Annotated in this window: 24 protein-coding genes; all 24 read left to right on the top strand. The window is 37.5% G+C overall.

The annotated features are described in order from the left end of the window. Positions 1–114: 114 nt before the first annotated feature. The 24 genes from esaA (at position 115) to frlD (ending at position 25,374) form a co-directional block, all read left to right on the top strand. Positions 115–3,405 carry a type VII secretion protein EsaA gene (gene esaA / locus ACE38V_RS16795; protein WP_375843002.1) on the top strand — a complete coding sequence of 1,097 codons (3,291 nt, stop codon included), beginning with the start codon at positions 115–117 and terminating at the stop codon, positions 3,403–3,405. Then, positions 3,374–3,889 (top strand): type VII secretion protein EssA, encoded by a 516-nt coding sequence (gene essA, locus ACE38V_RS16790; protein ID WP_375843000.1) that lies wholly within the window; start codon positions 3,374–3,376, stop codon positions 3,887–3,889. The genes esaA and essA overlap by 32 nt, the downstream gene beginning before the upstream one ends. A gap of 13 nt (positions 3,890–3,902) precedes the next feature. Next, the gene (locus ACE38V_RS16785; protein ID WP_375842998.1) at positions 3,903–4,163 is read left to right on the top strand and encodes an EsaB/YukD family protein; all 261 of its coding nucleotides are present in this window, start codon (positions 3,903–3,905) and stop codon (positions 4,161–4,163) included. 427 nt (positions 4,164–4,590) lie between these two features. Beyond that, positions 4,591–5,946 carry a type VII secretion protein EssB gene (essB, locus tag ACE38V_RS16780; RefSeq protein ID WP_375842996.1) on the top strand — a complete coding sequence of 452 codons (1,356 nt, stop codon included), beginning with the start codon at positions 4,591–4,593 and terminating at the stop codon, positions 5,944–5,946. A gap of 64 nt (positions 5,947–6,010) precedes the next feature. Beyond that, complete coding sequence (gene essC / locus ACE38V_RS16775) at positions 6,011–10,543, top strand: type VII secretion protein EssC (RefSeq protein WP_375842994.1); 4,533 nt, start codon at positions 6,011–6,013, stop codon at positions 10,541–10,543. Next, positions 10,543–10,899 (top strand): chorismate synthase, encoded by a 357-nt coding sequence (locus ACE38V_RS16770; protein ID WP_375842992.1) that lies wholly within the window; start codon positions 10,543–10,545, stop codon positions 10,897–10,899. The genes essC and ACE38V_RS16770 overlap by 1 nt, the downstream gene beginning before the upstream one ends. 30 nt (positions 10,900–10,929) lie before the next feature. Further along, positions 10,930–11,229 (top strand): WXG100 family type VII secretion target, encoded by a 300-nt coding sequence (locus ACE38V_RS16765; protein ID WP_375842991.1) that lies wholly within the window; start codon positions 10,930–10,932, stop codon positions 11,227–11,229. Then, positions 11,229–11,936 carry a DUF5081 family protein gene (locus ACE38V_RS16760; protein ID WP_375842989.1) on the top strand — a complete coding sequence of 236 codons (708 nt, stop codon included), beginning with the start codon at positions 11,229–11,231 and terminating at the stop codon, positions 11,934–11,936. Before ACE38V_RS16765 ends, ACE38V_RS16760 begins: the two co-directional genes overlap by 1 nt. Beyond that, the gene (locus tag ACE38V_RS16755; RefSeq protein ID WP_375842987.1) at positions 11,929–12,261 is read left to right on the top strand and encodes a hypothetical protein; all 333 of its coding nucleotides are present in this window, start codon (positions 11,929–11,931) and stop codon (positions 12,259–12,261) included. Before ACE38V_RS16760 ends, ACE38V_RS16755 begins: the two co-directional genes overlap by 8 nt. 4 nt (positions 12,262–12,265) lie before the next feature. Beyond that, positions 12,266–14,116 carry an HNH endonuclease gene (locus tag ACE38V_RS16750; RefSeq protein WP_375842985.1) on the top strand — a complete coding sequence of 617 codons (1,851 nt, stop codon included), beginning with the start codon at positions 12,266–12,268 and terminating at the stop codon, positions 14,114–14,116. Next, positions 14,113–14,604 (top strand): SMI1/KNR4 family protein, encoded by a 492-nt coding sequence (locus ACE38V_RS16745; RefSeq protein WP_375842983.1) that lies wholly within the window; start codon positions 14,113–14,115, stop codon positions 14,602–14,604. Before ACE38V_RS16750 ends, ACE38V_RS16745 begins: the two co-directional genes overlap by 4 nt. A 388-nt stretch (positions 14,605–14,992) precedes the next feature. Then, on the top strand, positions 14,993–15,367 hold the full coding sequence (locus ACE38V_RS16740; RefSeq protein ID WP_375842981.1) for a hypothetical protein: 375 nt from the start codon (positions 14,993–14,995) through the stop codon (positions 15,365–15,367). Positions 15,368–15,476: 109 nt separating this feature from the next. Then, positions 15,477–16,016 carry an HNH endonuclease signature motif containing protein gene (locus ACE38V_RS16735; protein ID WP_375842980.1) on the top strand — a complete coding sequence of 180 codons (540 nt, stop codon included), beginning with the start codon at positions 15,477–15,479 and terminating at the stop codon, positions 16,014–16,016. A gap of 37 nt (positions 16,017–16,053) precedes the next feature. Next, positions 16,054–16,524 carry an SMI1/KNR4 family protein gene (locus tag ACE38V_RS16730; RefSeq protein ID WP_375842978.1) on the top strand — a complete coding sequence of 157 codons (471 nt, stop codon included), beginning with the start codon at positions 16,054–16,056 and terminating at the stop codon, positions 16,522–16,524. A 679-nt stretch (positions 16,525–17,203) separates the two neighbouring features. After that, positions 17,204–17,848 carry an HNH endonuclease gene (locus ACE38V_RS16725; RefSeq protein WP_375843074.1) on the top strand — a complete coding sequence of 215 codons (645 nt, stop codon included), beginning with the start codon at positions 17,204–17,206 and terminating at the stop codon, positions 17,846–17,848. Beyond that, a complete protein-coding gene (locus ACE38V_RS16720; RefSeq protein WP_375842977.1) occupies positions 17,845–18,312 on the top strand; it encodes a DUF6985 domain-containing protein in 468 nt (155 codons plus the stop codon). Before ACE38V_RS16725 ends, ACE38V_RS16720 begins: the two co-directional genes overlap by 4 nt. A 146-nt stretch (positions 18,313–18,458) precedes the next feature. Next, positions 18,459–18,959 carry a hypothetical protein gene (locus tag ACE38V_RS16715; RefSeq protein WP_375842976.1) on the top strand — a complete coding sequence of 167 codons (501 nt, stop codon included), beginning with the start codon at positions 18,459–18,461 and terminating at the stop codon, positions 18,957–18,959. Then, positions 18,953–19,879: an HNH endonuclease signature motif containing protein gene (locus tag ACE38V_RS16710; RefSeq protein WP_375842974.1), complete on the top strand. Its 927-nt coding sequence runs from the start codon at positions 18,953–18,955 to the stop codon at positions 19,877–19,879. Before ACE38V_RS16715 ends, ACE38V_RS16710 begins: the two co-directional genes overlap by 7 nt. 23 nt (positions 19,880–19,902) lie before the next feature. Further along, entirely contained in the window at positions 19,903–20,373 is a 471-nt protein-coding gene (locus tag ACE38V_RS16705; protein ID WP_375842972.1) for an SMI1/KNR4 family protein, read from the top strand. A 410-nt stretch (positions 20,374–20,783) separates the two neighbouring features. Further along, entirely contained in the window at positions 20,784–21,614 is an 831-nt protein-coding gene (locus tag ACE38V_RS16700; protein WP_375842970.1) for a BtpA/SgcQ family protein, read from the top strand. A 278-nt stretch (positions 21,615–21,892) separates the two neighbouring features. Beyond that, positions 21,893–23,422, top strand: a complete 1,530-nt coding sequence (locus tag ACE38V_RS16695; protein ID WP_375842968.1) for an FGGY-family carbohydrate kinase — start codon at positions 21,893–21,895, stop codon at positions 23,420–23,422. Positions 23,423–23,708: 286 nt separating this feature from the next. Continuing rightward, the gene (locus ACE38V_RS16690; protein WP_375842966.1) at positions 23,709–23,837 is read left to right on the top strand and encodes a hypothetical protein; all 129 of its coding nucleotides are present in this window, start codon (positions 23,709–23,711) and stop codon (positions 23,835–23,837) included. A gap of 15 nt (positions 23,838–23,852) precedes the next feature. Beyond that, on the top strand, positions 23,853–24,416 hold the full coding sequence (locus ACE38V_RS16685) for a sugar phosphate isomerase/epimerase family protein (RefSeq protein ID WP_375842964.1): 564 nt from the start codon (positions 23,853–23,855) through the stop codon (positions 24,414–24,416). Positions 24,417–24,558: 142 nt separating this feature from the next. After that, positions 24,559–25,374, top strand: coding sequence for a fructoselysine 6-kinase (gene frlD, locus ACE38V_RS16680; protein WP_375842962.1), 816 nt, complete (start codon positions 24,559–24,561; stop codon positions 25,372–25,374). The last annotated feature ends 5 nt before the right edge of the window (positions 25,375–25,379 follow it).

The following is a 25,379-nucleotide window of genomic DNA, read 5'->3' as shown; positions in this document are numbered from 1 at the left end:
CGACTATTTCATTGCTTACTATACATACTGGGGAAAGGTTTTAAAGAAAAGGTTTTGTCCGGATAAACGATCTTTCCCACTAAAATATATTTACAACTTCAGGAGTTGATTTTAATGAAAATTTTTGAGCGGGGAGTTTTGCTGTTTTTAGTACTCGTACTTGCTCTTTCTTCTGGCAGCTCATATCTATCACTTCATCAAGCGACCAAGACGAATGCGGATGAAGATAAACAGAAAATGACGATTGCTTTGGTTAATGAAGACCAAGGGGCCAAATTTAATGGAGATCAGTATGAGTTCGGAAATGAATTTATTCGCAGTATTGAGGGTGATCCTACCTATGATTGGTATGTTGTCAGTCGCGGTGTTGCAGAAAGTGGATTAAAGCGCAATGCATATAATATGATGATTGTCATTCCTACAGATTTTACCCAAAAGGCATTGGCGATTGATTCAAAAGCACCGGAAAAAGCAAAATTAACCTACAAAATAAATGCAACGGACAACGAGAATGTGAACATGAAGGCTGAAAAAGCGGCTAGTACAATTCTCGAAGACTTTAATCGCCGAATAATTGATGTTTATTTTGCCAGTGTGATTGGAAATCTCCAAGAAGCACAGGACAATATTGGCAGCGTCGTGGAAAAGGAGAAAGTTTATACCTACAACTATACAAATACTATTTATCAACCACTAGTCAATTATTCTTCGCAATTTAAACAGATTAAGAGCAATACGAAAGTGTCGAAGGATAGCTTTGAAGGTTTAAATAATCTATTAAATGACTTTGGAACTAGTCTGGGTGAAGGAGCCAATACCAATCAAGCTTCTTATACCAACTTTACGGATTTCACTTCAACGAAGGCTGCTAATGAACTTATAAATGCTGATTTTACTAATCGTTTTAGTGATTTTGACAAACAACTCAATAATACGGATATTAGACAGCAACTCCAACAGCTCGAACTGGCTAATGAAATGGTCAATTCTCAGTTTCAAAATAAAAATGGCAGTATGGACAATATTTTATTAGTATCAGCAGCCGTTCAATCTTATTTAAAAGCAGCTCAGGCTAATTTGGATCAGATGGATACCAAGATTGCAGATCGAATTGTAAATGTAAGACAAAAGGTGGTAGCAGAAAAAGTAAAAAAAGAGATTGAAAGCTCCACTGGTGAAGAGAAGGCTGCCTATTTAAAAAATATATTTGCCCAAATGGATCGCAGCGCAAAACAAAGCTTACAAAAACAAATGGATAAACTTCCATCCTTAAATGTTGTGGATATAGATGAATTAGATTTGAATGATACAACAAAGACAGAATTAAAGAATGTCATTGCTGTTACGAATAAATACAAGAGTGAGTTTGGCTACACTCCGAATATTCCAAGCAACAGCATCCCGCTCTCTGAAGAAATTAGACAAATTAAAAATGATATGGCTAATAAGGGTGTAACGATAAATGACTCTATTTCTTTAGAAGAAAGTAAAGATGCTGGTCAGGAACTTTCACTTACGATTCCAAAGGAATTCAGTATTAGACAAGTATTGATCACTTTGCCAAAGATGAAAGGAACCGATTATACAGGAACCTATTTAAATAACGGGAAAATCATTCTTCCAGCAACAAGTAAGGGAAACATCAACATAAAACTAAATTTAGCATTGAAAGATATAAACAGTGAGATTGACGTTTTTCAACCCATAAATTGGAGTCTTCGATTAACTGAAAAAGGAGCAAATCAAGCTGTAAGCACAAAGAGTCAAGTTAACAGCGTAGAAAATGATCAGCCAACTTCAGAACAGAGCAAGGAAGTTCAAGTGGAACAATCAACAGCTGGAAGCACGGACCAACCTGTGGAGCAAGTGGAACAAGAAGCTGAAAAACAGGCTAAATCCAATACAGTCATTTTAAAAAGTACTGTGGTTGAAAATAATTACATGGAGCATCAAGTGATGTCACCACTAATTAGTAATGCGACAGGGACGCTTATTAATTCAGCAAGTGATACGGTCAGTGAATATCAAAGAATGCTTGCGCTTTATAACAACTATTTTGGCCTTGATATGGATAGTCCTGAACTTGCAAGTGCTTTGAATAGCACAAGCTTAAGTGATTTAGCAACAAAGGATTCCTTGTTTTATCTGTTTGAAAAACAGGACATCGTAGATTTTCTAACTAATTTTGTTGTGGATCAAATCATTGAGGAAGTACGTAATCAGGCTGCTGATTTAAAGAGTGATATGAATGAGTATATTCAACTAGTTAATCATGCAAGTCAGAATTCAGCACAATTGGAACAAATTATTACGGACACAACGAATCAAGTTGAGGCATTAAATCAAAATCTTTCAGATACCCTTAGCAAGATTAACTCATGGCGTGATAACAGTCTGACATTGCAAGATTTACATGAGGATGTTTTGGTAAATGAGGATGAGGAAAATAGTTACTTGGTTACTTTAGATGGTGAATTTAAGAACTGGTTAGAAGCTAGTCAATCACTAGCTGCAGAATCAAAAAGCAATCTTGATTCTGCGGATGGCGTCTATCAAACATTTGACGCAATTGACCATCAGGCAACAGAAATCCAAAATAGCGGGGTTACTTTGGTGAAACAAGCCAATGATTTATCTGCTAATTTATCAGATAAATTAATGCAGGATCAAGAATTTGCTGATAATTTCAAAAATGTTCTTGCTAATAGCCGAATTGGTGAACGTCCAAATGAAAATCTATTCAGCTTTCTCTCTAATCCTGTACAAACAGAGAATGAGGGAATCATCATAAATGGAGATACAACCATCCCCTATTTTCTAGTATTAATCTGTTTTATTGTGGCTCTATTTTCTGCTTATACGATTTCAATTAATGAACGGAAGAGACCTCAAAAGGATTCATTTGAAAAAGAGCGCTCAATAGTGGATAAAAATATTCCAATCGCATTTATTACAGCGGGTATTGGCTTCGTTGAAGGGTTAGTCATCGGGATATCTTCTGGATATATTTTAAAGATTCCTCAAGAGAGATTTATGATTTGGATTGGTTTAATTACTCTAATTATGCTAGCCATGCAGCTGTTAGCGACATACTTGCTGCGACAATTAAAAATGTTGGGCATGTTTGTATTGCTGCTGTTATTCAGCTCATATCTATTCTTAACAGAAACAATGGGACTTTATATGGATAAGTTGAGTTTTGGAGCAAAATTAAGAAGCTTCTCTCCATTACAATATGTTGAAAAGTTACTCATGGGATTTTCGAACGGAGAAGAATTAAAGATGAACATTATTTTTAGCTTAATCGTCATTATCGCTATTAGCTTTGTTGGTCAACTATTTGTCTTAAATCGTTTCTCAAAGAGTGAGGTGGTTGAAGCTGAAAATACAAGTGAAGCACATTAATGCCGTTTTGTTCTTGACCTTTATTTTGTTCTTATTTCTTGCTCCTAATGTGTTAGCAGATAACGATTTGGATCATAGCGGAAAAATGAATTTGAAAATGGATCGGATCGGTGAAAATCAAGAGAAAAAAATGAAACCGCAAGATTCCAAAGAAACAGAGTTAGAGAAAATTGCACCCGATTTGTTTAAACAACAAAATCGGGATGCCATTGTTTCTAAACAAAGAGAAGAAGAGAAAACAATAGAAACACTTGAACAAATGCTTTTTGCCTCTCCAAGTCAATCAAGCTTAACAGCAAAAGACATGGAAAAAGGGTTGTTTACTGAGGATTACAAGGCCCAATACACAGACGTAGCAAATGCTTCCAGCTCTCAAGATAATAAGGAGAAATCAATAAATAATAGCTTATTAGTTCCTCTTTTGACTTTAGTGTTGTTTATTTTTGTAAGTATTTATTTAGTGATGAGAAAAATGTTGAGATAAGGAGAATGAAGGAATGTCGAGTGGAACACATATTAATGTGACGATTGGTTTTAGTAAATGGTCCGATCGTCAATATGATTTAAGGATTCCTGTTAATCAACCATTGAAGCAATTGCTTATGAATATTACGGAAACACTGAACCTTGGTATAGATGAGACTTCCCTTTTTGCAGTAAAAGTACCTGCAAAAGAGCTTCTTTTAACAGATGATGACCGGCTTTCTGATTATCCAATCACAAATGGGGATATCTTAGTTGTTTTATCCCACTCTTAACGGACATTTTGACTCCCACTTCAAGATTCTGAGAATACAAAGAAGATAAGTGGGAGATCAACTGTCCGTAAAGGTCCGACGAGGGATTAAGGTCCTAGTCAGGCGAAGCCACAGGATATGGCGTCCCTTGAGCGTGATAAGTGAAATAAGATTTTTCTTTGGGCTTCAGCCCTTAGAAAAATCAATCAGGCTTTGCGTGACTAACCATCAGTGGGGGATGAATGGCAGACTAAAAGCGCGACGTCAACACATAAGTCTGCACACTTCACGTCCTGTGCGTCGAAAACCCCCCACTGATGGAAGTTTCACTTTATAGGTGGATATAAGATAGGGGTGATTTTTTGAATTTTAAAGAATCTCCCTATTACAACGGGCTCAATTGAACGACAAAGGAAAGTGCGGAAATAAGATAAGGAGTCAGTCAAACATGGAAGAAAAAAACATACATATGGAATCAATGACTTTCCAATTTTTAATCAATGAAGATCAATGGCAATTAAATCTGCCAAAATCACAAACGCATGTTCAGGATGTACGACAGCTGGCTTTGATTACTGAGAGGGCCGATTGGTTTGTGCCAGCTGAGGTTAAGGATGGGGAAGAAGATGCATTTACTTTTTTATATACCGTTGATTCTACAGCGAAGAGATGGAATGACATCCTGAAGCTGACGAGACATGAAAAACTGAGGTTGTTATGCAATCTTGCACGTTTGAGAAAATTATTGGCAACACGAATCACATTTTTCCTCCATCCGGAAAATCTTGTTTTTGATGATAATCTTATGCCTTCGTTGGTTTATCGTGGGATTCGTGAGGCAGTTCCTCCTTATACAACGGATGAAGAAAAATTTGTCCTGCAATATAGGTGTATGGCAATTGCGCTTTTTTCGAAAAAGTACAGTTTTGAGGAGCTTTATAACGGAGCGATTAATAGTCCGCATGATACTGAATTTGAACGATTGGTTAGTGAGTCGAGTGATTTTGACTCGTTAGTAAATTTGTTAGAAGAAAGTTATTTAAAGGAAAAAATGGAGACGGAAAAAAAGATGCAATTTGTACCGAAAAAACGATTCCGCCTCTTTAAACAATTGACCTATACCCTGATCGTGTTAATCGTTATCTCAGCCGTCGTACTTACGTATGAGAGTTTCGTTAAAATTCCTTTTCAAAATCATTTATTAGAAGCGCATCACTATTATCTCGCTCAAGATTACGAAGGAGTCATCAACGAATTACAAAAGCAGGATCCAGAGAAATTACCGAATGAAAGTAAATATATTCTCGCTTACTCATATATCAAAACAGAAATACTCTCAGAAGATCAAAAGGAAGCCATTATGAAAAATATGAGTGTGAAAAGTGATGAGAATTACTTATTATATTGGATCTTTAATGGTCGCGGGAATTTTAACAAATCCGTAGATCTAGCAAAATACATTGATGATCCCCAATTAATCATGTATGGGCTTATTAAGCAAATGGAAAAGGCAAAAAATGATCCGAATTTAAGTGGAACGAAACGCGAACAAAAAATCAGTCAATATGAAGAAGAATTAAAGAAATATCAGGAAAAATATGGGCAAGATTCATCGGTGGATTCTGAGGCGGCAACTGATGTCTCAACAGATCTAAATGAACAAACAACAGATTTACAAAATCAAGATGCCACTACCTCAAACCTAGAAAAGAAAACAAATTCAGACAAAGATAAAGTGCAAAGTAAGCAGGAGGATATAAAAAGTAGGGAGACCAGGAAAGAAACAGCCGAGGACAAAAAGTAAATCGAGGAATTAGTGAAATAAAATTAGTAGGGCAATGCTTATTTGTGTAGAGAGGGAGAGAAGGATGGCACAACCATTATTACTACTGAGCTATGGAGATCAATTGCACAAATGCCATTTAGAAAAAACAGAATCCAAAAATATCACTGTAGGAGATGTCTGGTTAAATACCATTACCTTTCGGAACTTCAGTCCAGCTATTTTGATTAGGTGGGATGGTGAACAATGCAAAGTAGGGGAACGGTTTCTTAGAGAAAATGAAGGAATGACATTAAACCATCCATCAGGAGATGTCCATCTTTTTTTTGTTGATGCGGAAGAATCGAAAAAATATGACTCTTCTAATCTGTACAGAATGACGTTTGGTGCAAATGAATATGATGATGTGAAAGTGAATCAAGGAACCGTCGACTTTGTCCTGATACGCGATGAATTGGGAACGGCATTTAAGCTTGAAGTATACCAGGGGAAGGTCTTCCATAATTTTATCCAAACAAAAGGGAACGTTTTACTTGAACCAGGAGATCAGCTTTATAGTGAAGGAATGATCGTGAAAATTGGGAAAAATGATATTGAAATCATTGCGTCTGATTTATTCGTAACAACGAAATTGATCCGATTATTTCACAGTGAACAGAATTTTAATGAGGAGTATCCAGATTATCACCGTTCACCAAGAATTATTTATCGAGAGCCGGAAGAAAAGAAAGTGATTGCAAGACCATCAGGCAAGCCTTCAAAACCAAGTGAACAGTTAGCTCGTACGATTATTCCGCCTATTGTCATGATTGCCGCCTTTGTGGTGGTCTCCATTTTTCAAAGAAGTGGAATATACATGATCATGATGCTTTCCATGACCATTGTAACGATTGTCCTTTCTGTCACTTACTATTTAAAGGGCTTGAAGCAGTATCGAAAGGATATAAAGGAAAGAGACAAAAGCTATCGAGAATATTTGAAAGAGAAGACACAGGAATTATATAAGGTGAGCGAAGAACAGCGCCATTCATTAAATTATCATTATCCCAATATTGAACAACTGCGTGATATGGCGATGAAAGTAAATCCACGGATTTATGAAAAGACCATGTTTCATCATGATTTCTTGATGTATCGTGTTGGATTAGGGAATGTAGATTCAAGCTTTGCCATTGAGTTCAGTACTGAGGAATTTTCACAGGAAAAGGATGAACTTATACGTGCTGCCGCGAAGCTACAATCCCAGTATTTAAGCTTAGAAAATGTCCCTATTGCCACGTCCTTAGTAAATGGGCCTGTCGGTTATATCGGGCAACGTCCACTTGTCTTGGAACAATTGCAGCTTTTGGTCATGCAAACGTCTCTTTTTCATAGCTATTATGATCTCCAATTCATCACGATCTTTCCAGAAGAAGAAAAGGAAAGCTGGGAATGGATGAGGTGGCTCCCACATGCCAGCTTAAGAGATATCAATGTTCGAGGCTTTGTTTATCATGAACGGTCGCGTGATCAAGTCTTAAATTCCCTTTATCAAATTTTAAAAGAGAGAAAGCTTGCAGTCGATGAAAAAGGGAATAAAAATGAAAAAATCTATTTTTCACCCCATTTTATTGTTTTAATTACCGATGAAAAAATGATATTAGATCATACGGTGATGGAGTTTTTTAATGATGATCCAAGTGAACTTGGAGTTTCACTTGTGTTTGTTCAAGATGTGATGCAGTCCCTTCCAGAACATGTGAAGACAGTTATTGATATTAGGGATGCCGCAAATGGGAATATCATTCTCGAAAATGGGGAATTAGTGAATCAAAAATTTATTCCTGACCATTTTCCTAAAGGATTTAACAAAGAGGACATTTCACGTGCCTTGGCACCCCTTAATCATTTACAAAATTTAAAAAATTCCATTCCAGAGAGCGTGACATTTCTTGAAATGTATGGAGCAGAAAGAGTGGAAGAGCTTCATATCCATGAGCGCTGGGCAAGAAATGAGACTTATAAAAGCCTTGCTGTTCCTCTAGGCCTTCGCGGAAAAGAGGATATTGTTTATTTAAATCTTCATGAAAAAGCCCATGGTCCACATGGCCTTGTTGCAGGGACGACAGGATCAGGGAAGTCTGAGATTATTCAATCCTATATTATTTCTCTTGCCGTTAATTTTCATCCTCATGAGGTCGCCTTTCTGCTGATCGATTATAAAGGTGGCGGTATGGCTAATTTATTCAATCGCCTTCCCCATTTATTGGGGACGATTACGAACTTGGATGGAGCACAGTCGATGCGTGCACTAGCTTCAATTAAGGCAGAGCTGCAAAAAAGACAGCGTCTATTTGGGGAGCATAACGTCAATCACATTAATCAATATCAAAAGCTTTATAAATTAGGGGAAGCAAGTGAGCCGATGCCGCATTTATTTCTCATTTCAGATGAGTTTGCTGAATTGAAAGCAGAGCAGCCGGATTTTATGAAGGAGCTTGTTTCGACCGCCCGAATTGGGCGTTCATTAGGAATTCACCTTATTCTGGCAACACAAAAGCCTAGTGGCGTCGTGGATGATCAAATTTGGTCTAACTCGAAATTCAAGCTTGCGCTAAAGGTTCAAAATGCAAGTGATTCAATGGAAATGTTAAAAACCACAGATGCAGCAGATATCGTCCTCCCAGGGAGAGCTTATTTGCAAGTTGGCAATAATGAAATTTATGAGCTATTCCAGAGTGCTTGGAGTGGAGCTCCGTATAGGACAAATAAAGATGATGAAGAACTGATGGATACGACTATTTATGCGATCAATGATCTTGGACAATATGAAGCCATTTCAGAGGATTTAAGTGGTCTCGAGAAAAAAGAAGAGATTTCAAAGGTGATAACTGAACTGGATGCAGTCGTCGATTATATTCTTGCCTATACAAGGGAAAGGCAGATTGCTGAACTTCCAAGGCCTTGGCTTCCACCGCTTGAGGAAAGGATCTATCTCTCAGGTCTTCATCGAGTTGATTATAAAATGGCATGGGATGAAGAGAAGAAACCTTTAGAAGTGACATTTGGTTTGTTAGATATTCCAGAAATGCAGGCACAGGAACCACTCACATTAAATCTTTCAAGTGATGGACATTTAGCGGTATTTGCCAGTCCTGGCTTTGGAAAATCTACTTTTTTACAAAGTATTGCCATGGATATAGCCAGACAACAGAATCCAGAAAGAGTTCATATGTATTTGATTGATTTAGGAACTAATGGGTTATTGCCGCTAAAAGAGTTACCTCATGTTGCAGATACCATCTTGGTCGACGATGAAATTAAGATAAATAAATGGATACGACGATTAAAAAATGAGCTAAAAGAGCGAAAACAAAAGTTAAGTAAATACGGTGTAGCTAATTTGCAAATGTATGAACAGGCCAGTGGAGAAGAGATTCCAAGAATTTTATTGCTAATCGATATGATTGATTCTATTGCCGAGGCGAATTATAAAGAAGAGTTTGAGCAAATCATCAATCAGATTGCTCGGGAAGGGGGAAGCGCTGGTATTCATATGGTAATAAGCGCAGGGCGCCAGAATGCGATGAAGGCCCCTTTACTTGCGAATATTAAGCATCAAATCTCCCTCTATATGATTGACCAATTGGAATCTAGAAATATAGTTGGAAGAACAGAATTAACCATTGAGGAAATGCCTGGACGCGGACTAGTGAAATTAGAACAGCCAACATCCTTCCAAACGGCTCTTCCATTAAAAGGGGAAGATGCGTTGGAAATCATTAAAGGAATACAGGAAGAAGGCAAGGAAATGAGGAGAGATTGGAAAGGGGAATTACCAGCTCCTATTCCAATGGTTCCAGAGGTCATTCAGTTTACCGACTTTATCAAGTCTAAGGAGACAAAAGAATTATTGAACAGAGGCGCAATTCCATTTGCGGTCGATTTTGAAGAGGTTAAACCTATGGAGTTAAGTGTGGTGAATGATTTAAATACATTAATTCTAGGGGATTTAATGGATTCGGTGGAACAAACGTATTTAACATTGGTAGCGAGTGTTTCTTTTAATTCACATATTGATTTAGGACTGATTGATAATCGTTCTGCAAGATTCCAAATCTATAAGGATAATGTGGATTTATATGCAGGTGATGAAGCAACAATGGATCAATTGGTGAATCGATTACAACAATTATATGAAGCAAGAGAAGATGCTTTTCGTGAGGTGCAAATGGCAACAAATGGACGTGCAACCTTGAAGGATTTTCTTCATGAAATTCGTCCTATGGTGGTATTGATGACAGATGCATCATTTGTGATTGAATCGATGTCCCTCATGTCACAGGCCACACTTGCCAAGCTAATCGAAACAGGGGCAAGACTAGGAATTTATTTCGTCATTGGAGCGATGAACGGAGCGATTGAAAGACAGTATGACGATATTTCGTCTATATTGAAGAAGCAAAAAACAGGTGTGTTAATTGGGAGAATCACGGATCAAAACATGCTCGAAGTCATCAATCGACCATATAAGGAGAAAAACTTACATCCTTATGAAGCTTATTATATTAAAAATGGCCGTGCAGAAAAAATCAAAATTATTGCCCCTATTCAAAATAGAGAGGAAGTGAAACTATAGTGTTTAATTTTTTTGGAACGGCAACAGAAAGAAAAAGAGACGAATATTATAAGCTTTACATGAAATTGCAGGATGCCCTTCAAGATCATGACAAGAAGGTATCTGAGGCAAATGCCTCCTATAGCAGCTATATTTCAACGGTTCCTAATCTTTCGCAAAAGGATATACCTTCCAATGATTTTGAACCAAAGAGAGAGGAAAAGAATGCCTTGCTGAATGAGTATTTTAATCATGATAAGGAAAAACGAAGTTCTCTTGTATCAGCCGAGAATAAAGCTTATGAGCGATATGAGTATTATCGGGATTTAGCGATTAGGGAAGCGGAGGAAAGAGCTAGAAGTGCGAAGAAAAAGTAATCATTTTGAAGAGAATGGAGGAATGATTCATTGGGGAAGGTTAGGATTCATGATGACAAAGTGAAAGAGGCTCAAGTAGCCGCAAAGGCATTGGAGCAATCGATTCAAACATCCTTAACGAGCTGTAATGAACTTGTATCGTATATTTCCGGTGCGAAATGGAGTGGAAGAGCACGGGATGCCTTCTTAAGCTATCTCGAGATTATTCAACAATATCATACGGATATGCTCGACGCTGCTAAAAAGCAAACAAAGGCCTTAAATAATCTTGATGGCTATTACCAAGACTTCCTTCAAGATTGTTCGGTCAAAGAAGTGAGGAATTTATAATGAGTCCTTCCATTGATACATTCAGTGCACCAGAACTTTACTTATTAGCTGCCGCCTTTGGTGGAAATGTACTTTTTGGCCTTCCAGAGAAGCAAATTTTCCAATTCCAGGGGGAAGAAGTATTTAAGTTGGCCCATGATCGATTAATAGAAAAGGGGATTGTGACATCTGAGGGAAAAATAACTCAAGGTGGAGCAATCGTTATAAAAGCGATGGAGTATTATCATCAGAGCCAAAAATATGTCCGTATCAATAATCTTATGTTTTCCTTTCGTGAAAAAGAGGAGGATGAACTGATTTTATTGGTGGAATTAGAGGAAAAAGGTCAATATCAATTAAGGGTTGTCTCTAAGGCTATTATTTTGAAGAAATTAATGGACAGCATCCCACTTATATTGAGGGAACCTCAGGAGAATGAGAGGACATTTCTGAAAAAGGAATTATCGAATCAAGAAAGGCATAAGGTAGAAAATTTTGAACCGGAAAGGATGTTTATGAATCTAGAAATCTTTCATTTAAAAGAGGAGCCGAGAGACAGATACAATTCCAATTACTATCAGCAATGGCTTATATTTACGAAGGATGAAAAACTAATTATGGTCGATACCGTTAATAAAAAATATTATCATGTAAGCCAGTATTGGTTTTTGAAATTGCTCTTTGATGAAATGGATTTCCCGTATAAGGAGGAAAAGTCCTATGCATAAAGCGGTCATGGGTGATGGAGGTTCCGAGTTGCTGATTAATGTAAATCCGGATGAAATCACAACGGTTTTTAAATATTTAGAAAAGATTTTAACTGAATTAGAATCGAATGCGGCACCAAACATTGAAAAATTGGGAAATTTAGAGTTTTATACAGCAGGAAAAGCGATGACGGCTATGGAAGTATATCCTGAAGCCAATGAAAAAATCCTAGATCTATACGATAATTATTTCCGTGCATCGACTTTGGTTTTAGATATTCTCAATACAATGATTACAGTAGATGAAACCCTCGCCAAAGAAGTTATTGCGAAGTTGGGGGTGTAAGTCTATGGATGTTAAATACATCCCTGCTGATTGGGAGAAGATGAAGAACGGAGTTGGTGATTTAATCGGACTGCACCGCTTTGGCAAAGGGATGATTGATGAGCTAAAGGATATAAGTGGAAATTTGAAGGATGCCAAATCGGATATTGAAAACTATGATAGTGACGGTGTCATCCAGTTCGAATATACGAGTCAAAAGGGCAAGTATCAGGATTTGTTTGAGGATTTTAAAATTCTGCATGGGTTCACCGGTAAAGTGGGCGACATTGTTGACCAAACGATTGACGAGCCTTTTTATAACGACATGGATGCCTTTGTCGAAGCGATTCAGAATATCAGCATTACCAACTACACGACCACCAATCGAATTGGCGCTAAAGAAATTCGAACGATGTATGCCGGCTACGGTGCACAACAAAAATTAGAAGTCCCCAAAACGAAAATAAACCTAGAGGATTTGTTCAGCGGAGATAATTTCTACGGAGAACGTATGAAACTGGAATACGAAGCGGTGAAGAAATTGCATCCGGATCAGGACTTTTCCCAAAAGGAATACCAACTAGCCGTTCTGAATTCCAGAGCCTTTGAATATGAATCTATCAAAGATTCCCAAGAAAATAAAGAATTTTGGGGCCAAATCGCGGCTTTAGTGGTGATTGTTGGAGTTTCACTTGTGTGTCCTCCAGCAGGAATGGCGTTAGGAGCGGTCTATGGCTCCCTCGAATTAAAATCAGCAATAACCGGAAAGGACTGGATCTCAGGTCGGGAACTCGGCACATCGGAGCGCTGGGTGCGTGGCTTGTTAAGCCCACTAGATATTGTCCCTGGTGTAAGTGCAGTTGCGAAATTCAGCAGCGCTACCCGTACCCTTAATCTCGGCAAAAATGCTGCGCTGTTTGGAATGAAAACGGGAGTGAAAACCACGATTCAACGAGGAATCGTACATGTCGATGACTTAGTCAAAGAAGCCGGGAAACTCACAGCAAGCCGCTTAAGAAACGCTGGTTCCGCAATCAAAGATGGCGCCAATGTAGTGAAAAATAAGGTCATAAAAGATACAATAGAATTAGCAGATTTGGCTGATAGTACGGTCACTTTCGCGAAAAAGATTAACCCATTTACAGAACGTGCGGCCCTCACTCCAGAAGGCGTACCTATCCAATTGGAACCTGAGAAAACTCATGTGTTTGGGGATAAGGTGCGGAGAATGTTGGGTGAGATGGATGGGGTGAATGTTGGGACTAAGGGTACGGTTAATGTTCACCGTTCTGAAATTGATGAAGTAATTAAAAATGATTATGATATAAATGGAAATTTGATTAATAGATCTATTGTTCCTAAAGGTTATGAAAGTGTTGAGAATTTTTTGAAAGTTGTAGATGATACAACTATTAAGGAATATGGTTATGATAGTATTGAAGAATTTAAAGTAGTAGTAGGCTATGTAGAAGATTATTTAAATGCTTCACCAAAGAATAATATTCTAAATAAATCATTAGCAGGGGGGACACATGTGAAAGGCGTAGATTACGATGTATTAGGTTTTCCTATTTTTAAAGGAGAAAATTTAAAATATACGTTAAAGTTAGATGAGAGGTATTATGTAATGAAAGATACAAGTCAGTTTAAGGAATGTACAAGAATATTAAAAGAAGCAATTGAAAAAGGTGAAGTATCAAGGGGTCTTTTTACACCTGAACAACTTGAACAGATTCTAAAAGAAAGAGCTAAAATTAAGGGACTTACATGGCACCATCACCAGGTTCCTGGTAAGATGCAATTAGTAGTGAAAGATATTCATGGCTCAGTAAATCATCTAGGAGGAAATAAATTATGGGGAGAGGGTATTAGATGAGAAAAGATCTAGAATGGGAATATGCTGATTCAAAAGTATCAGAAGATGAAATAAAAGAAATTGGATTACAATTTGGGTTCCATTTACCTACAGATTATATTGATTGTGTAAAAATAAACGGTGGTGCAAGTGTATTTCCTGAAGAATTTAATGTTGGGGAAAAAGAACGTTGCTTTGGTACATTATTCAGTTTTAATGAAGACAGTAGTGAAAATATTGTTAAAAACTATGAAATTTATATAGATACATTACCAAAGTATGTCTTTCCTATTGCAGATGATCCAGCAGGCAACCTAATATGTTTTGACTATAAAAATCATGAAAATAACCCTATTGTAGTTTTCTGGGAACATGAGAATGCAGGAGAAAAGGAAATGTTAATAAGGGAAGAAGGATTAACTGAAGAGCAAGCTGAAGAACGTGCTAGAGAAAATATATTTTATATTGCAGCAACATTTGCCGAATTTCTAGATAAGTTACACGATTAAGTTCAGATAATCATAAAGAGATTAGGCACCTTGTTCTACAAAATATTACAAATAAATATTATAAGTAGACTAAAGTAAAGCCATGAGGAAAAAAGAATTTTCACATGGCTTTTTTTTGAAAATTAATTATGTACAGTGGGTATTGATCAAGATATGGTTGCCTTATTCAGGGGAATTAGGAATTAATCTTAAGAGTGATACGACAAATACCAGATCAAGATTTTTCCCAAAAGGAGTACCAACTAGCCGACCTGAATTCCAGAGCCTTTGAATATAAATCCATCAAAGATTCACTGGAAAATAAAGAATTCTGGGGTCAAATTAAGGCTTTAGCAGTGATTGTTGGTGTTTCACTTGTGTGTCCTTCAGCAGGAATGGCTCCCTTGAATTGAAATCAGCAATAACCGGAAAGGACTGGATCTCAAGTCGAGAACTCGGCACATCGGAACGCTGGATGCGCGGCTTGTTAAGCCCGCTAGATATTGTCCCTGGAGTAAGTGCGGTTGCGAAATTCAGCAGCGCCACCCGTACCCTTAATCTCGGCAAAAATGACGCACTGTTTGGAATGAAAACGGGAGTAAAAACCACTATACAACGAGGAATCGTGCATGTCGATGATCTGGTCAAAGAAGCCGAGAAACTCACAGCAAGCCGCTTAAGAAACGCTGGATCGGTCGTGAAGAATAAGTTCATAAAAGATACAATAGAATTAGCAGATTTGACTGATAGTGCGGTCACTTTCGTGAAAAGATTACCTCCTTAACAGAAGGTGCAGCAGTCACTCCAGAAGGCGTATCCATCCGAATGGAACCTAAGAATAATCATGTGTTTGGGATAAGGCGCGGAGTTTTTGGAAGATTGAGAAGGATGGGGTGAGTGTTGGGGCTAAGGGTACGGGTAATGGAAGTAAGGGAGTCAATGAGTCTAACTTAAAAAATATAGTTGAATTTATTAGTGGAACTAAGAATTTTGAACATGTCTTAGATGATTATGCTAAATTATATGCTGAAAAAATAAATTCAAATGAATTTTGGTCTTGGGGAGAGGATATATTAGGCGCAGAAAATCTAACATTAAAGCAAAAGCGTCTTATTAAAGAGCAAGCTGTTTTAAACGGATATATTCCTAGAATTATAATAAATAAAGTGGAAGGATTGAGATATGGATTTGCAGATTTTTCTGGAGCTGGTGTAGTAGAGGAAATTATTTTTTTACCAGAAGAGTTTTGGAAATTATCGGATAGGGAACAGTTTAAATGGCTTGATGAACAAATTGGTGGATACCGTGAGGGTATGACTTGGCATCACACAGAAACACCCGGAAAGATGGAATTAGTTCCATATGGAATTCATCAAATTACTCCTCATAATGGAGGTAGAACAACAGGTATGTGGGCAGATGCACCTAGATAGATTACTTACTTGATTTATTATACGAGGGGGATTTTATATGAAGATAGATAAGGAAACTATAATATTTCCGTTACCAATCGATGAACTATTTGAAAGAAAAGAGAAAATTTGGAGAGTAAAACTTCCAAAAGATTTTGTTGATTTTATGAAAGAAAATAATGGAGGAAGACCAGTGGATGGAGTTTTTAAATGCAATAATCATGAATATGCAATAGACCGTTTTTTATGTTTTTTAAAAACTCCTAGAGATAATGAACTAGGGATGTATGATATAAATGTAACATTGACTCAACTTGAAGACAGGCTTACTGATAATGAAGATTTACTAGGTGCAGATATCTTGCCTATTGCTGTTTTGTTTGCTGGTGATTTTGTATGTTTGGATTTTAGAAAAGATAAAAAAAATCCCAACGTTGTTGTTTGGAATCATGAGGAGTCGGCCGAGTTAGAACCAGTGACATATTTTGTAACTGATACATTTAGTGATTTTATAGCTATGGTTGAATGATAAGAAGTTTTGAGAGTGTAATACAATCTAAAATTAAATATAGTTCGGAGACGAGGTATCTTGGTATACCAAAAAATGTAAATTATTTAAAGAGGATTTATTCTTGATGGATGAAGGGGTAGGTACCTTGTTCTACAAAAATAATTCAAATGAATTTTATTAATAGACAAAAAAGGGACATGGGGACAGGTAAACCGTGTCCCACAAAATATTTTAAATGAATAAATAAATAGACTAAAGTAAAGCCATGTGGAGAGAAGAAATTCCGCAAGGCTTCTTTTTTTGACAAACGATTTTGTACAGTAAGTATTGAAAAGACATGGATGCCTTTGTCGAGACAATCTGGAATATCAAAAATGCCGCACTGTTCGGAATGAAAACCGGAGTGAAAGCCACGATTTAACGAGGAATCGTACATGTCGATGACCTAGTCAAAGAAACCGGAAAACTCACAGCAAGCCGCTTAAGAAACGCTGGTTCCGCAATCAAAGATGGCGCTAATGTAGTGAAAAATAAGGTCATAAAAGATACAATAGAATTAGCAGATTTGGCTGATAGTACGGTCACTTTCTCGAAAAAGATTAACCCATTTACAGAACGTGCTGCCCTCACTCCAGAAGGCATACCTATCCAATTGGAACCTGAGAAAACTCATGTGTTTGGGGATAAGGCGCGGAGAATGTTGGGTGAGATGGATGGGGTGAATGTTGGGACTAAGGGTACGGGTAATATAGATGTTGAAGTTCCACCTGCCTTTAGACAAACTGAATTTGCTAGTTCGTATGAAGCAAGGTTTAATCAGACACCTGCATTAGAGAATCCAAAGGTTGAATATGAGGGAATTAGGGGTGAATCTAAATGCATACTAAAGCAGCCTCCAGACCATCAATTAAAACAAATTTTAGATGAAGTTGGGATTGATGGCATCCAATATAAAAATGCTGTTCCTGATTTTTCACCGACAGCAAAAGCACAAGTTGAAATCAACTATATGCTTGGAGGAACGGGAACTTATGGAGGGAAAGCCAGACGAGCTAATTTTGTTCAATCAGACCTAAAATTAGCTGATCAACTTAATAATTCACCTGAATTAGCAAGCCAATTTGGAATGGAGTCTGGTACAATCAGTGCAAGAGATATAAAGAAATATCGAGAAATAAACAAATTAACATGGCATGAATTAAATGATGTTAAAACAATGCAACTCGTGCCAACAAAAATAAATAGTGAATTCGGACATCTGGGCGGTGTAGGAGAGATAAACGCAGGAGCTTTTAAACCTAGAGGATTTGCTAATAAACAAAAAGAGGAGATTTTAAAATGACTATAAGCGACCCAATTTTTGGTAAACTTGAGTATGACTATGGTTGGGCTATGGATACCACTATTCATTTTTTTGGAAAAGAAACTGAGATAGCTTTGATGATAGATGGTGAAGAAGATGGCAAGTTTGATGAAGGACAGTATACGGCATATCAATCATTAATGCAAAATTGGGAGGACTTACAACCAAGTTTATTGCAATCAATACTAGATTATTATAAACATAAGCGACATGAACTAGGTTATGATATTGGATTAAATGAAAATTACCCATTAGTTGAAACAACTGATCAAATACTAGAAATGATAACTTTAGATGGAATTGTTGTTCCATATGCGGATATTTTTGAAGGGCGAGATATTGGAATTACATTTAATTGTACATGGGATATAGAAAATGGACTAGGGATTCGTCTATTAAATGAAAAAGTAATTGAAGTAGGTTATCAGGATGTTGCAATTTAAAAGGGACGAAGGGGACGGATACTTTGTTCCACAAAAATAATTCAAATGAATTTTATTAATAGACAAAAGAAAGCCATGTGGAGAGAAGAAATTCCACATGGCTTATTTTTTGACAAACGATTGTGTACAGTAAGTATTGAAAAAACATGGATGCCTTTGTCGAGACAATCCGGAATATCAATATTACCAACTACACGACCACCAATTGGATCGGGGCCAAGGAAATTCAAACCATCTATGACGGCGGTACCCAACAAAAATTAGAAGTTCCCAAAACGAAAATAAGTCTAGAGGATTTGTTCAGCGGCGATAATTACTACGGTGAACGAATGAAGCTGGAATACGAAGCGGTGAAGAAATTACACCCAGATCAAGACTTCTCCCAAAAAGAGTACCAACTAGCCATCCTGAATTCCAGAGCCTTTGAATATGAATCCATCAAAGATTCCCAAGAAAATAAAGAATTATGGGGTCAAATCGCGGCTTTAGTGGTGATTGTTGGCGTTTCACTTGTGTGTCCTCCAGCAGGAATGGCGTTAGGAGCGGTCTATGGCTCCCTCGAATTAAAATCAGCAATAACCCCGGAAAGGACTGGATCTCAGGTCGAGAACTCGGCACATCGGAGCGCTGGGTGCGCGGCTTGTTAAGCCCGCTAGATATTGTCCCCGGTGTAAGTGGGGTTGCGAAATTCAGCAGCGCTACCCGTACCCTTAATCTCGGCAAAAATGCTGCGCTGTTTGGAATGAAAACCGGAGTGAAAACCTCGATTCAACGAGGAATCGTACATGTCGATGACCTAGTCAAAGAAGCCGGAAAACTCACAGCAAGCCGCTTAAGAAACGCTGGTTCGGTAGTGAAAAATAAGGTCATAAAAGATACAATAGAATTAGCAGATTTGGCTGATAGTACGGTCACTTTTGCGAAAAAGATTAACCTATTTACAGAACGTGCTGCCCTCACTCCAGAAGGCGTACCTATCCAATTGGAACCTGAGAAAACTCATGTGTTTGGGGATAAGGTGCGGAGAATGTTGGGTGAGATGGATGGGGTGAATGTTGGGAATAAGGGTACGGGTAATGTAAACTTAAAAAACATTGATGAGTTTATTGATGGTACCAAAAATTTTGATGATGTTGTTGATGATTTTGCTCGACTATACAGTGAAAAAATTCAAACAAACAAAACTTGGTCATGGAATAAGTCATTTCATGGTGGAGAGTATTTAACTGCCCGCCAGCGAAAATTGATAAAGGAAAAAGCAATTGCAGATGGCCTGATTCCCAATGTAAATGTTATAAAAGCAGATGGAATGAGGTACGGTTTTGCAGATTTCAAGAGTGCTGGACTTGTCGTGGAGACTAAAGATTTACCAGAAAGTCTCTGGTTAAAGTCTGACGAGGCACAATTTGAATGGCTAGATAACGTAATTGGTGGAAGACCAGAAGGTATGACATGGCACCATACTGAAGTACCAGGTAAAATGGAGTTAATACCTTTTGGAATACACAATATAACTATTCATAATGGTGGCAGATCTATTGGAATGTGGGCAGATGCTCCGAGATAGCTTGTAATGAAAGGAGAAGAAATATGAAAATAAAACAGGACACTATAGTAAGGCCATTGCCTTCAGAGGAATTAATAAAGAATCACGAAAAATTTTGGAGACTTTCATTACCAGAGACTTTCTTAGAATTTATAAAAGAAAATAATGGTGTAGAGGTTGAGAAAGCAACATTTGAGTGTAACAACCGTGGTTATGCGATAGAAAGATTTTTGTGTATATTAGATGATATTGAGAATCATCCAAAAGGAATTTATGACATAGATGTTGTATTTTCACAAATAGGTGAAAGGTTAACTGATAACGAGGACTTATTAGGGGCAGAGGTATTGCCAATAGCTAGTGTATTTGCGGGTGACTTTGTATGCTTAGATTTTAGAACAGATAAAAATAATCCTTCTGTTTGTATATGGTCTCATGAAGAATCCGGTGAGTTTGAGCCTGTTACATATAATGTGGCAGATAACTTTACTGAATTTTTAAGGATACTTGAATAGAAACAAAGAGAGTACAAGTTGATAATATATGAAATTTAAATGTGATATTAATAATGGATAAATTTTATTTATAGTATGGAAGAAAGCACCTGATTGCCTTTTGAGGCAACGGGTGAGACAAGGGGACAGGTACCTTGTCCCACAAAATATTTCAAATGAATCTTATAAATAAACTAAAGAAAAGCCATTAGAGGGAATACATAATGTTGAATCTTTGAAGGGCACCAAGCGAACGCACAATATAAAATCCGTGTCTATTTTATTGACATAGTATCAATCTATACTAAAATAATATTAGAGACACAAAGATGTCGCCGTGACTTTTTGCGGTGACTATTTTTTTAAATATTTTTTTGGCATAAAAAAGATTAAACTTATATGGCCATCGTGCCTAAAGGAGACTGATTATGATGTTATGGACTGAAGAAATGTTTGGTGTGAAAAAACCTATTATTTCTATGCTTCATCTAGATCCTCTCCCTGGTGATCCCCGCTTTCACTACGGTGATAGTATGGAAACAGTTGTAGAACATGCTCGCTCCGATTTAAAAGCTCTACAAGACGGTGGAGTTGATGGGGTTATTATCAGCAATGAATTCAGCCTGCCCTATGAACGTAATATGAATTTTGTTACACCCACGGCCATGGCCCGTGTCATTGGCGAATTGAAAACTGATATCCGGGTTCCTTTTGGTGTGGACTGTATTTCGGACGGCCGTGCCACACTGGAATTAGCAGCTGCTGTTGATGCCAAATTTGTTCGTGGTACTTTCTCTGGTGTTTATGTTGGTGATGGAGGTTTGTATAATAATGATTTTTCTAAACTTATCCGTCGTAAAAATGAGCTGCATCTGGATAATTTAAAGATGTTGTACTTCATTAACCCTGAGTCTGACCGCAATTTAGACACTCGTCCGTTGGTTGATATAGCAAAATCTACAATTTTCAAAGTTCATCCTGATGGTTTGTGCATCTCCGCCAGTGCCGCTGGTCAAGATGTTGATGATGAATTAATTAAAAGTGTAAAGGCTGCCGCACCGGAAGTTGTTGTATTGTGCAACACCGGTTGTCGTCCTAATACTATCGAACGAAAATTGACAAGTGCTGATGCTGCCATTGTTGGCACTTATTTCAAAGAAAATGGTAAATTGGAAAATACTAAACTGGAAAATGTACGTGTACAAGTTAATCGTGTGAAGGAATTCATGGACATTGTATATAAATTCCGTGAAACTCTATAAATTTTTATAAAGCATCAATTTCAAATGTGGTAAGCCTGCTATTATAGCAAGCTGCTATACAAGAATTGGGTAGGATTTAGTCTGAAGGTATGGATGTAGCTATACAAAACATTTTTTCCAATGTCAAAGATGCTGTGAATTATCTTTATGTCAACGATTACAATGCACGATGGTATACCTAACATCGTAGAACTCTTTACTACTTATATCTGCATTTGGATACGTTTTCATTAAGTGTTAAGTGAAAATCGAAAAATTCAGAAAAGGGGACGAAATCAATGAGCAAGGTATATTTTATGGGCATTGACACTGGTACAAATTCCAGTAAAGGTGTTCTGATTGATAGTGAATGTGACATTATTGCTACACATGTGACTGAACATGCTATGACGAATCCTAAACCAAACTACTTCGAGCATGATGCTGATAAAGACTGGTGGGGTGATTTCTGCACAATTAGTCATGCGCTGATTGCAAAATCCGGTATAGACCCGAAAGATATTAAAGCTTTAGGGGCCAGTGCTCTTGGCGCTGACTGCTTACCAGTTGATGAAAACTGTAACCCACTGAGAAAAGCGATTCTCTATGGCGTAGATGCTCGTGCCACCGATGAAATTGCTCAGCTAACCGAGATGTATGGTGAAGAGCAAATTAAGAAATGGTATGGGCGTCCTTTGTGTTCCAGTGATGTCATGCCTAAAATTCTGTGGATCAAAAATAAAGAAGCAGAAGTATATGCAAAAGCTCATAAATTCCTTACAGGCTCCAGCTTTATCACCGCTAAACTGACCGGTGAATATGTAGTTGACCGATTCTTAGGTTTAGCTAGCTTCAATCCTCTGTATGATCAGAAAACCTGGCAGCCTGTACCCGAACTCTGTGCACCTATTTGCCGTCCTGATCAGTTGGCCAATGTAAAAGAAGCCATGGATGTTGCAGGCTATATAACTGCTAAGGCTGCTATCGAAACTGGTCTTGCTGAAGGTACACCTGTTATTACAGGAACAGATGACTCTGGTGCGGAGGCGATCAGTGTTGGAGTTGTGGAACCTGGAAAAATGATGGTTCAATTCGGATCTTCTATTTACATGATTTTGGGGACTAAAGAATTAGTCAATGATGATCGTCTATGGCGTGAGCAGTTCATAGTTCCAGGCCTTTGTGATATTTCTGCGGGCACAAACGCTGCCGGAAGCTTGACCAAATGGTACCGCGATACCTTGTTTGTAGACGCTCTTGCCGATGAAAAAGCCGGAGGGCAAGATGCTTATGAAACAATGATGGAAGGTGTAGAGGACATTCCTGTAGGCAGTGATGGCTTGATTACTCTTCCTTATTTCGCAGGTGAGCGAACACCCATTAATGATCCGGATGCAAAAGGTGTCTTGTTTGGATTGACGTTAGCACACACACGTAAGCATTTGTACCGCAGTGCATTGGAAGCTGTCGGTTATTCCATCAATCAGCAGATCAAGATTATGGAGAGCCATGATAACGTGGACATTAATCAGATTTTTGCAGTAGGTGGAGGTGTAAAAAATACTACTTGGATGCAAATTGTTGCCGATATTATAGGTAAAACGATTAACACTCCTGCTGTGACAGTGGGAGCAAGCTTTGGTGATGCCTTGATGGCAGCACTGGGGGTACATTATGATGGGTTTGACAGTTTTTCTAGTCTCACAAAATTTATTAAACCGGGCAAGAAGTACGTTCCTAACATGGAAAATCATGAAAAATATAAGGAATTCCAAGAAATTTATGGCCGTCTGTATGAGGCAACCAAAGATCTTGCCCACAATTTGTAGAATTAAAGAATCAATGGGATATATATTCAAAATGTGATATTTGTTGATACAAAGCTGTTTTTGATCATAATCAGGTCAATTACAGCTTTTTTATTATTAATGTTGGTATAAAAAAATAACAAATCATCTATGATTTTGCATTGACGGTTCTGCTGAAAACACTTACAATTCAGTTAGATGGTATAAAAAAGTTTTATGTTATATGTATTGGAATAAAAAATGGAGTAAATATATGCTTTGGTATGAAAGTTCTTTAAATTTATCTATATCGAAAGGGGGGACCTTTATGATAATGAAAGAACAAATTGCAGCAATGAGTGTGCAGTTTGTCCAATATTCATTGGATTATACCATTGATGCTTATGCAAAATGCGGAATCAAGTATATGGAATTTTGGGGAGCAGAACCACATTAATACAGGTTGAACTATTTGACGAGATATGAAGCGGGCAAAAGACTTCTCCAAATTCGAAGCCAGTTAGATCAATATGGAATAAAGGTCGTGATGTACACGCCAGAAACACTTGCTTATCCATATAGCTTTTCTAGTCCAGAGGAAAGTGTTCGAAATCGGACTGTTGAGTTTTTTGATATGGCTTGTCAGGATGCACTTGAACTAGGATGTAATCGTATCTTTTTGAATACAGGTTGTGGATTTCGGGATGTGGACCGTAGTATAAGTTGGAAATACACAATTGAAAGCATCCAAAGAATATGTGATTTAGCTAAGCGGTATGATGTTGAATTAGTGTTAGAACAGCTGCAGCCATATGAAAGCAATCTTGTCACGTCATTGAATGATATAAAGAATATGCTCGGAGAGGTGCAACGAAAAGAACTTAAGGTTTGTTTGGACGTTGTTGCTATGGAGGTGGCTGGAGATACCATTCAGGACTTTTTTCATCAATTAGGAAAAGACATCGTACATATTCATCTTGCAGATCAGAATCATGAAATATTAGGGAATGGACATTATCCTATTACGATTATTTAGATGCTCTTTCTGAAAATGGCTATGATCAATATATTTCTTTAGAGATCAATGACTCTATTTACTGGGAAGATCCTTATTCTTCTCTGAAACAATCTATGGATTATTTAAATGATCATTATTTCGTTGGGAGGCAGGCAAAGTAATGAAGAGCGTTGCGGTAATAGGCGACAATTGTGTGGACTACTATTCCAATTTAGGTTGCTATTATCTTACGGGAAATATAGTTGATACGGGAATTAATCTTGCTCACCTAGGAGTACCTACTTCTATTATTACTACTGTTGCTGATGATGAGTATGGAAAAGATATGTTTCAATGCTTCAAAGATCAGGGACTTGATACTTCACATGTAAGAATTGCTCATGGAAATACAGCTATCACATATATGCAACTAAATGAAAAGGAAAGAATTCATGGGGATTATGTAGAAGGTGTTCTTGAGGACATGGTTTTTCATACAGAGGATGTTAAGTTTGCTGCTACCCATGATTTATCTCACTCAGCCTTCTGGGGAAAAGCAGATGGAGTGTTGCCAGATATCAAATCAATAAACCCTGATACTTTGATTAGTTTTGATTTTGCCGATCGACTTAAGAGTCAACTGGTAAAGAATTTAGATGGAGTAGTAGATATTGGATTTTTCTCTTATCAAGAAAAGGATGAAAAGATAATCCAATTTTTAAAGGAGAGAATCCAAAATGGAATGAAATTGGGCGTAGCTACTTTGGGTGAAAGAGGATCAATCGCTTTAAGCAGAGATCAAATCTATGAAGCTGGCATCGTGAAGGCGGAGGTTGTAAATACAGTAGGAGCTGGGGATAGTTTTATTGCCGGTTTCCTAGCAGAATTTCTAAATAGTGGAGATATAAAACAATCATTGAAAAAAGGAGCAGAGGTCGCCGCACATATTATTTCCATCTTTGAACCTTGGGAGGATAAAAGAAAGGTCCAAGGATAATAAAC

The organism is Cytobacillus sp. Hz8 (assembly GCF_042263505.1).
Taxonomy (GTDB): domain Bacteria; phylum Bacillota; class Bacilli; order Bacillales; family Cytobacillaceae; genus Bacillus_BE.
The sequence above is the reverse complement of the archived record's forward strand: the minus strand, read 5'-3'. Positions and strand labels throughout refer to the sequence as shown.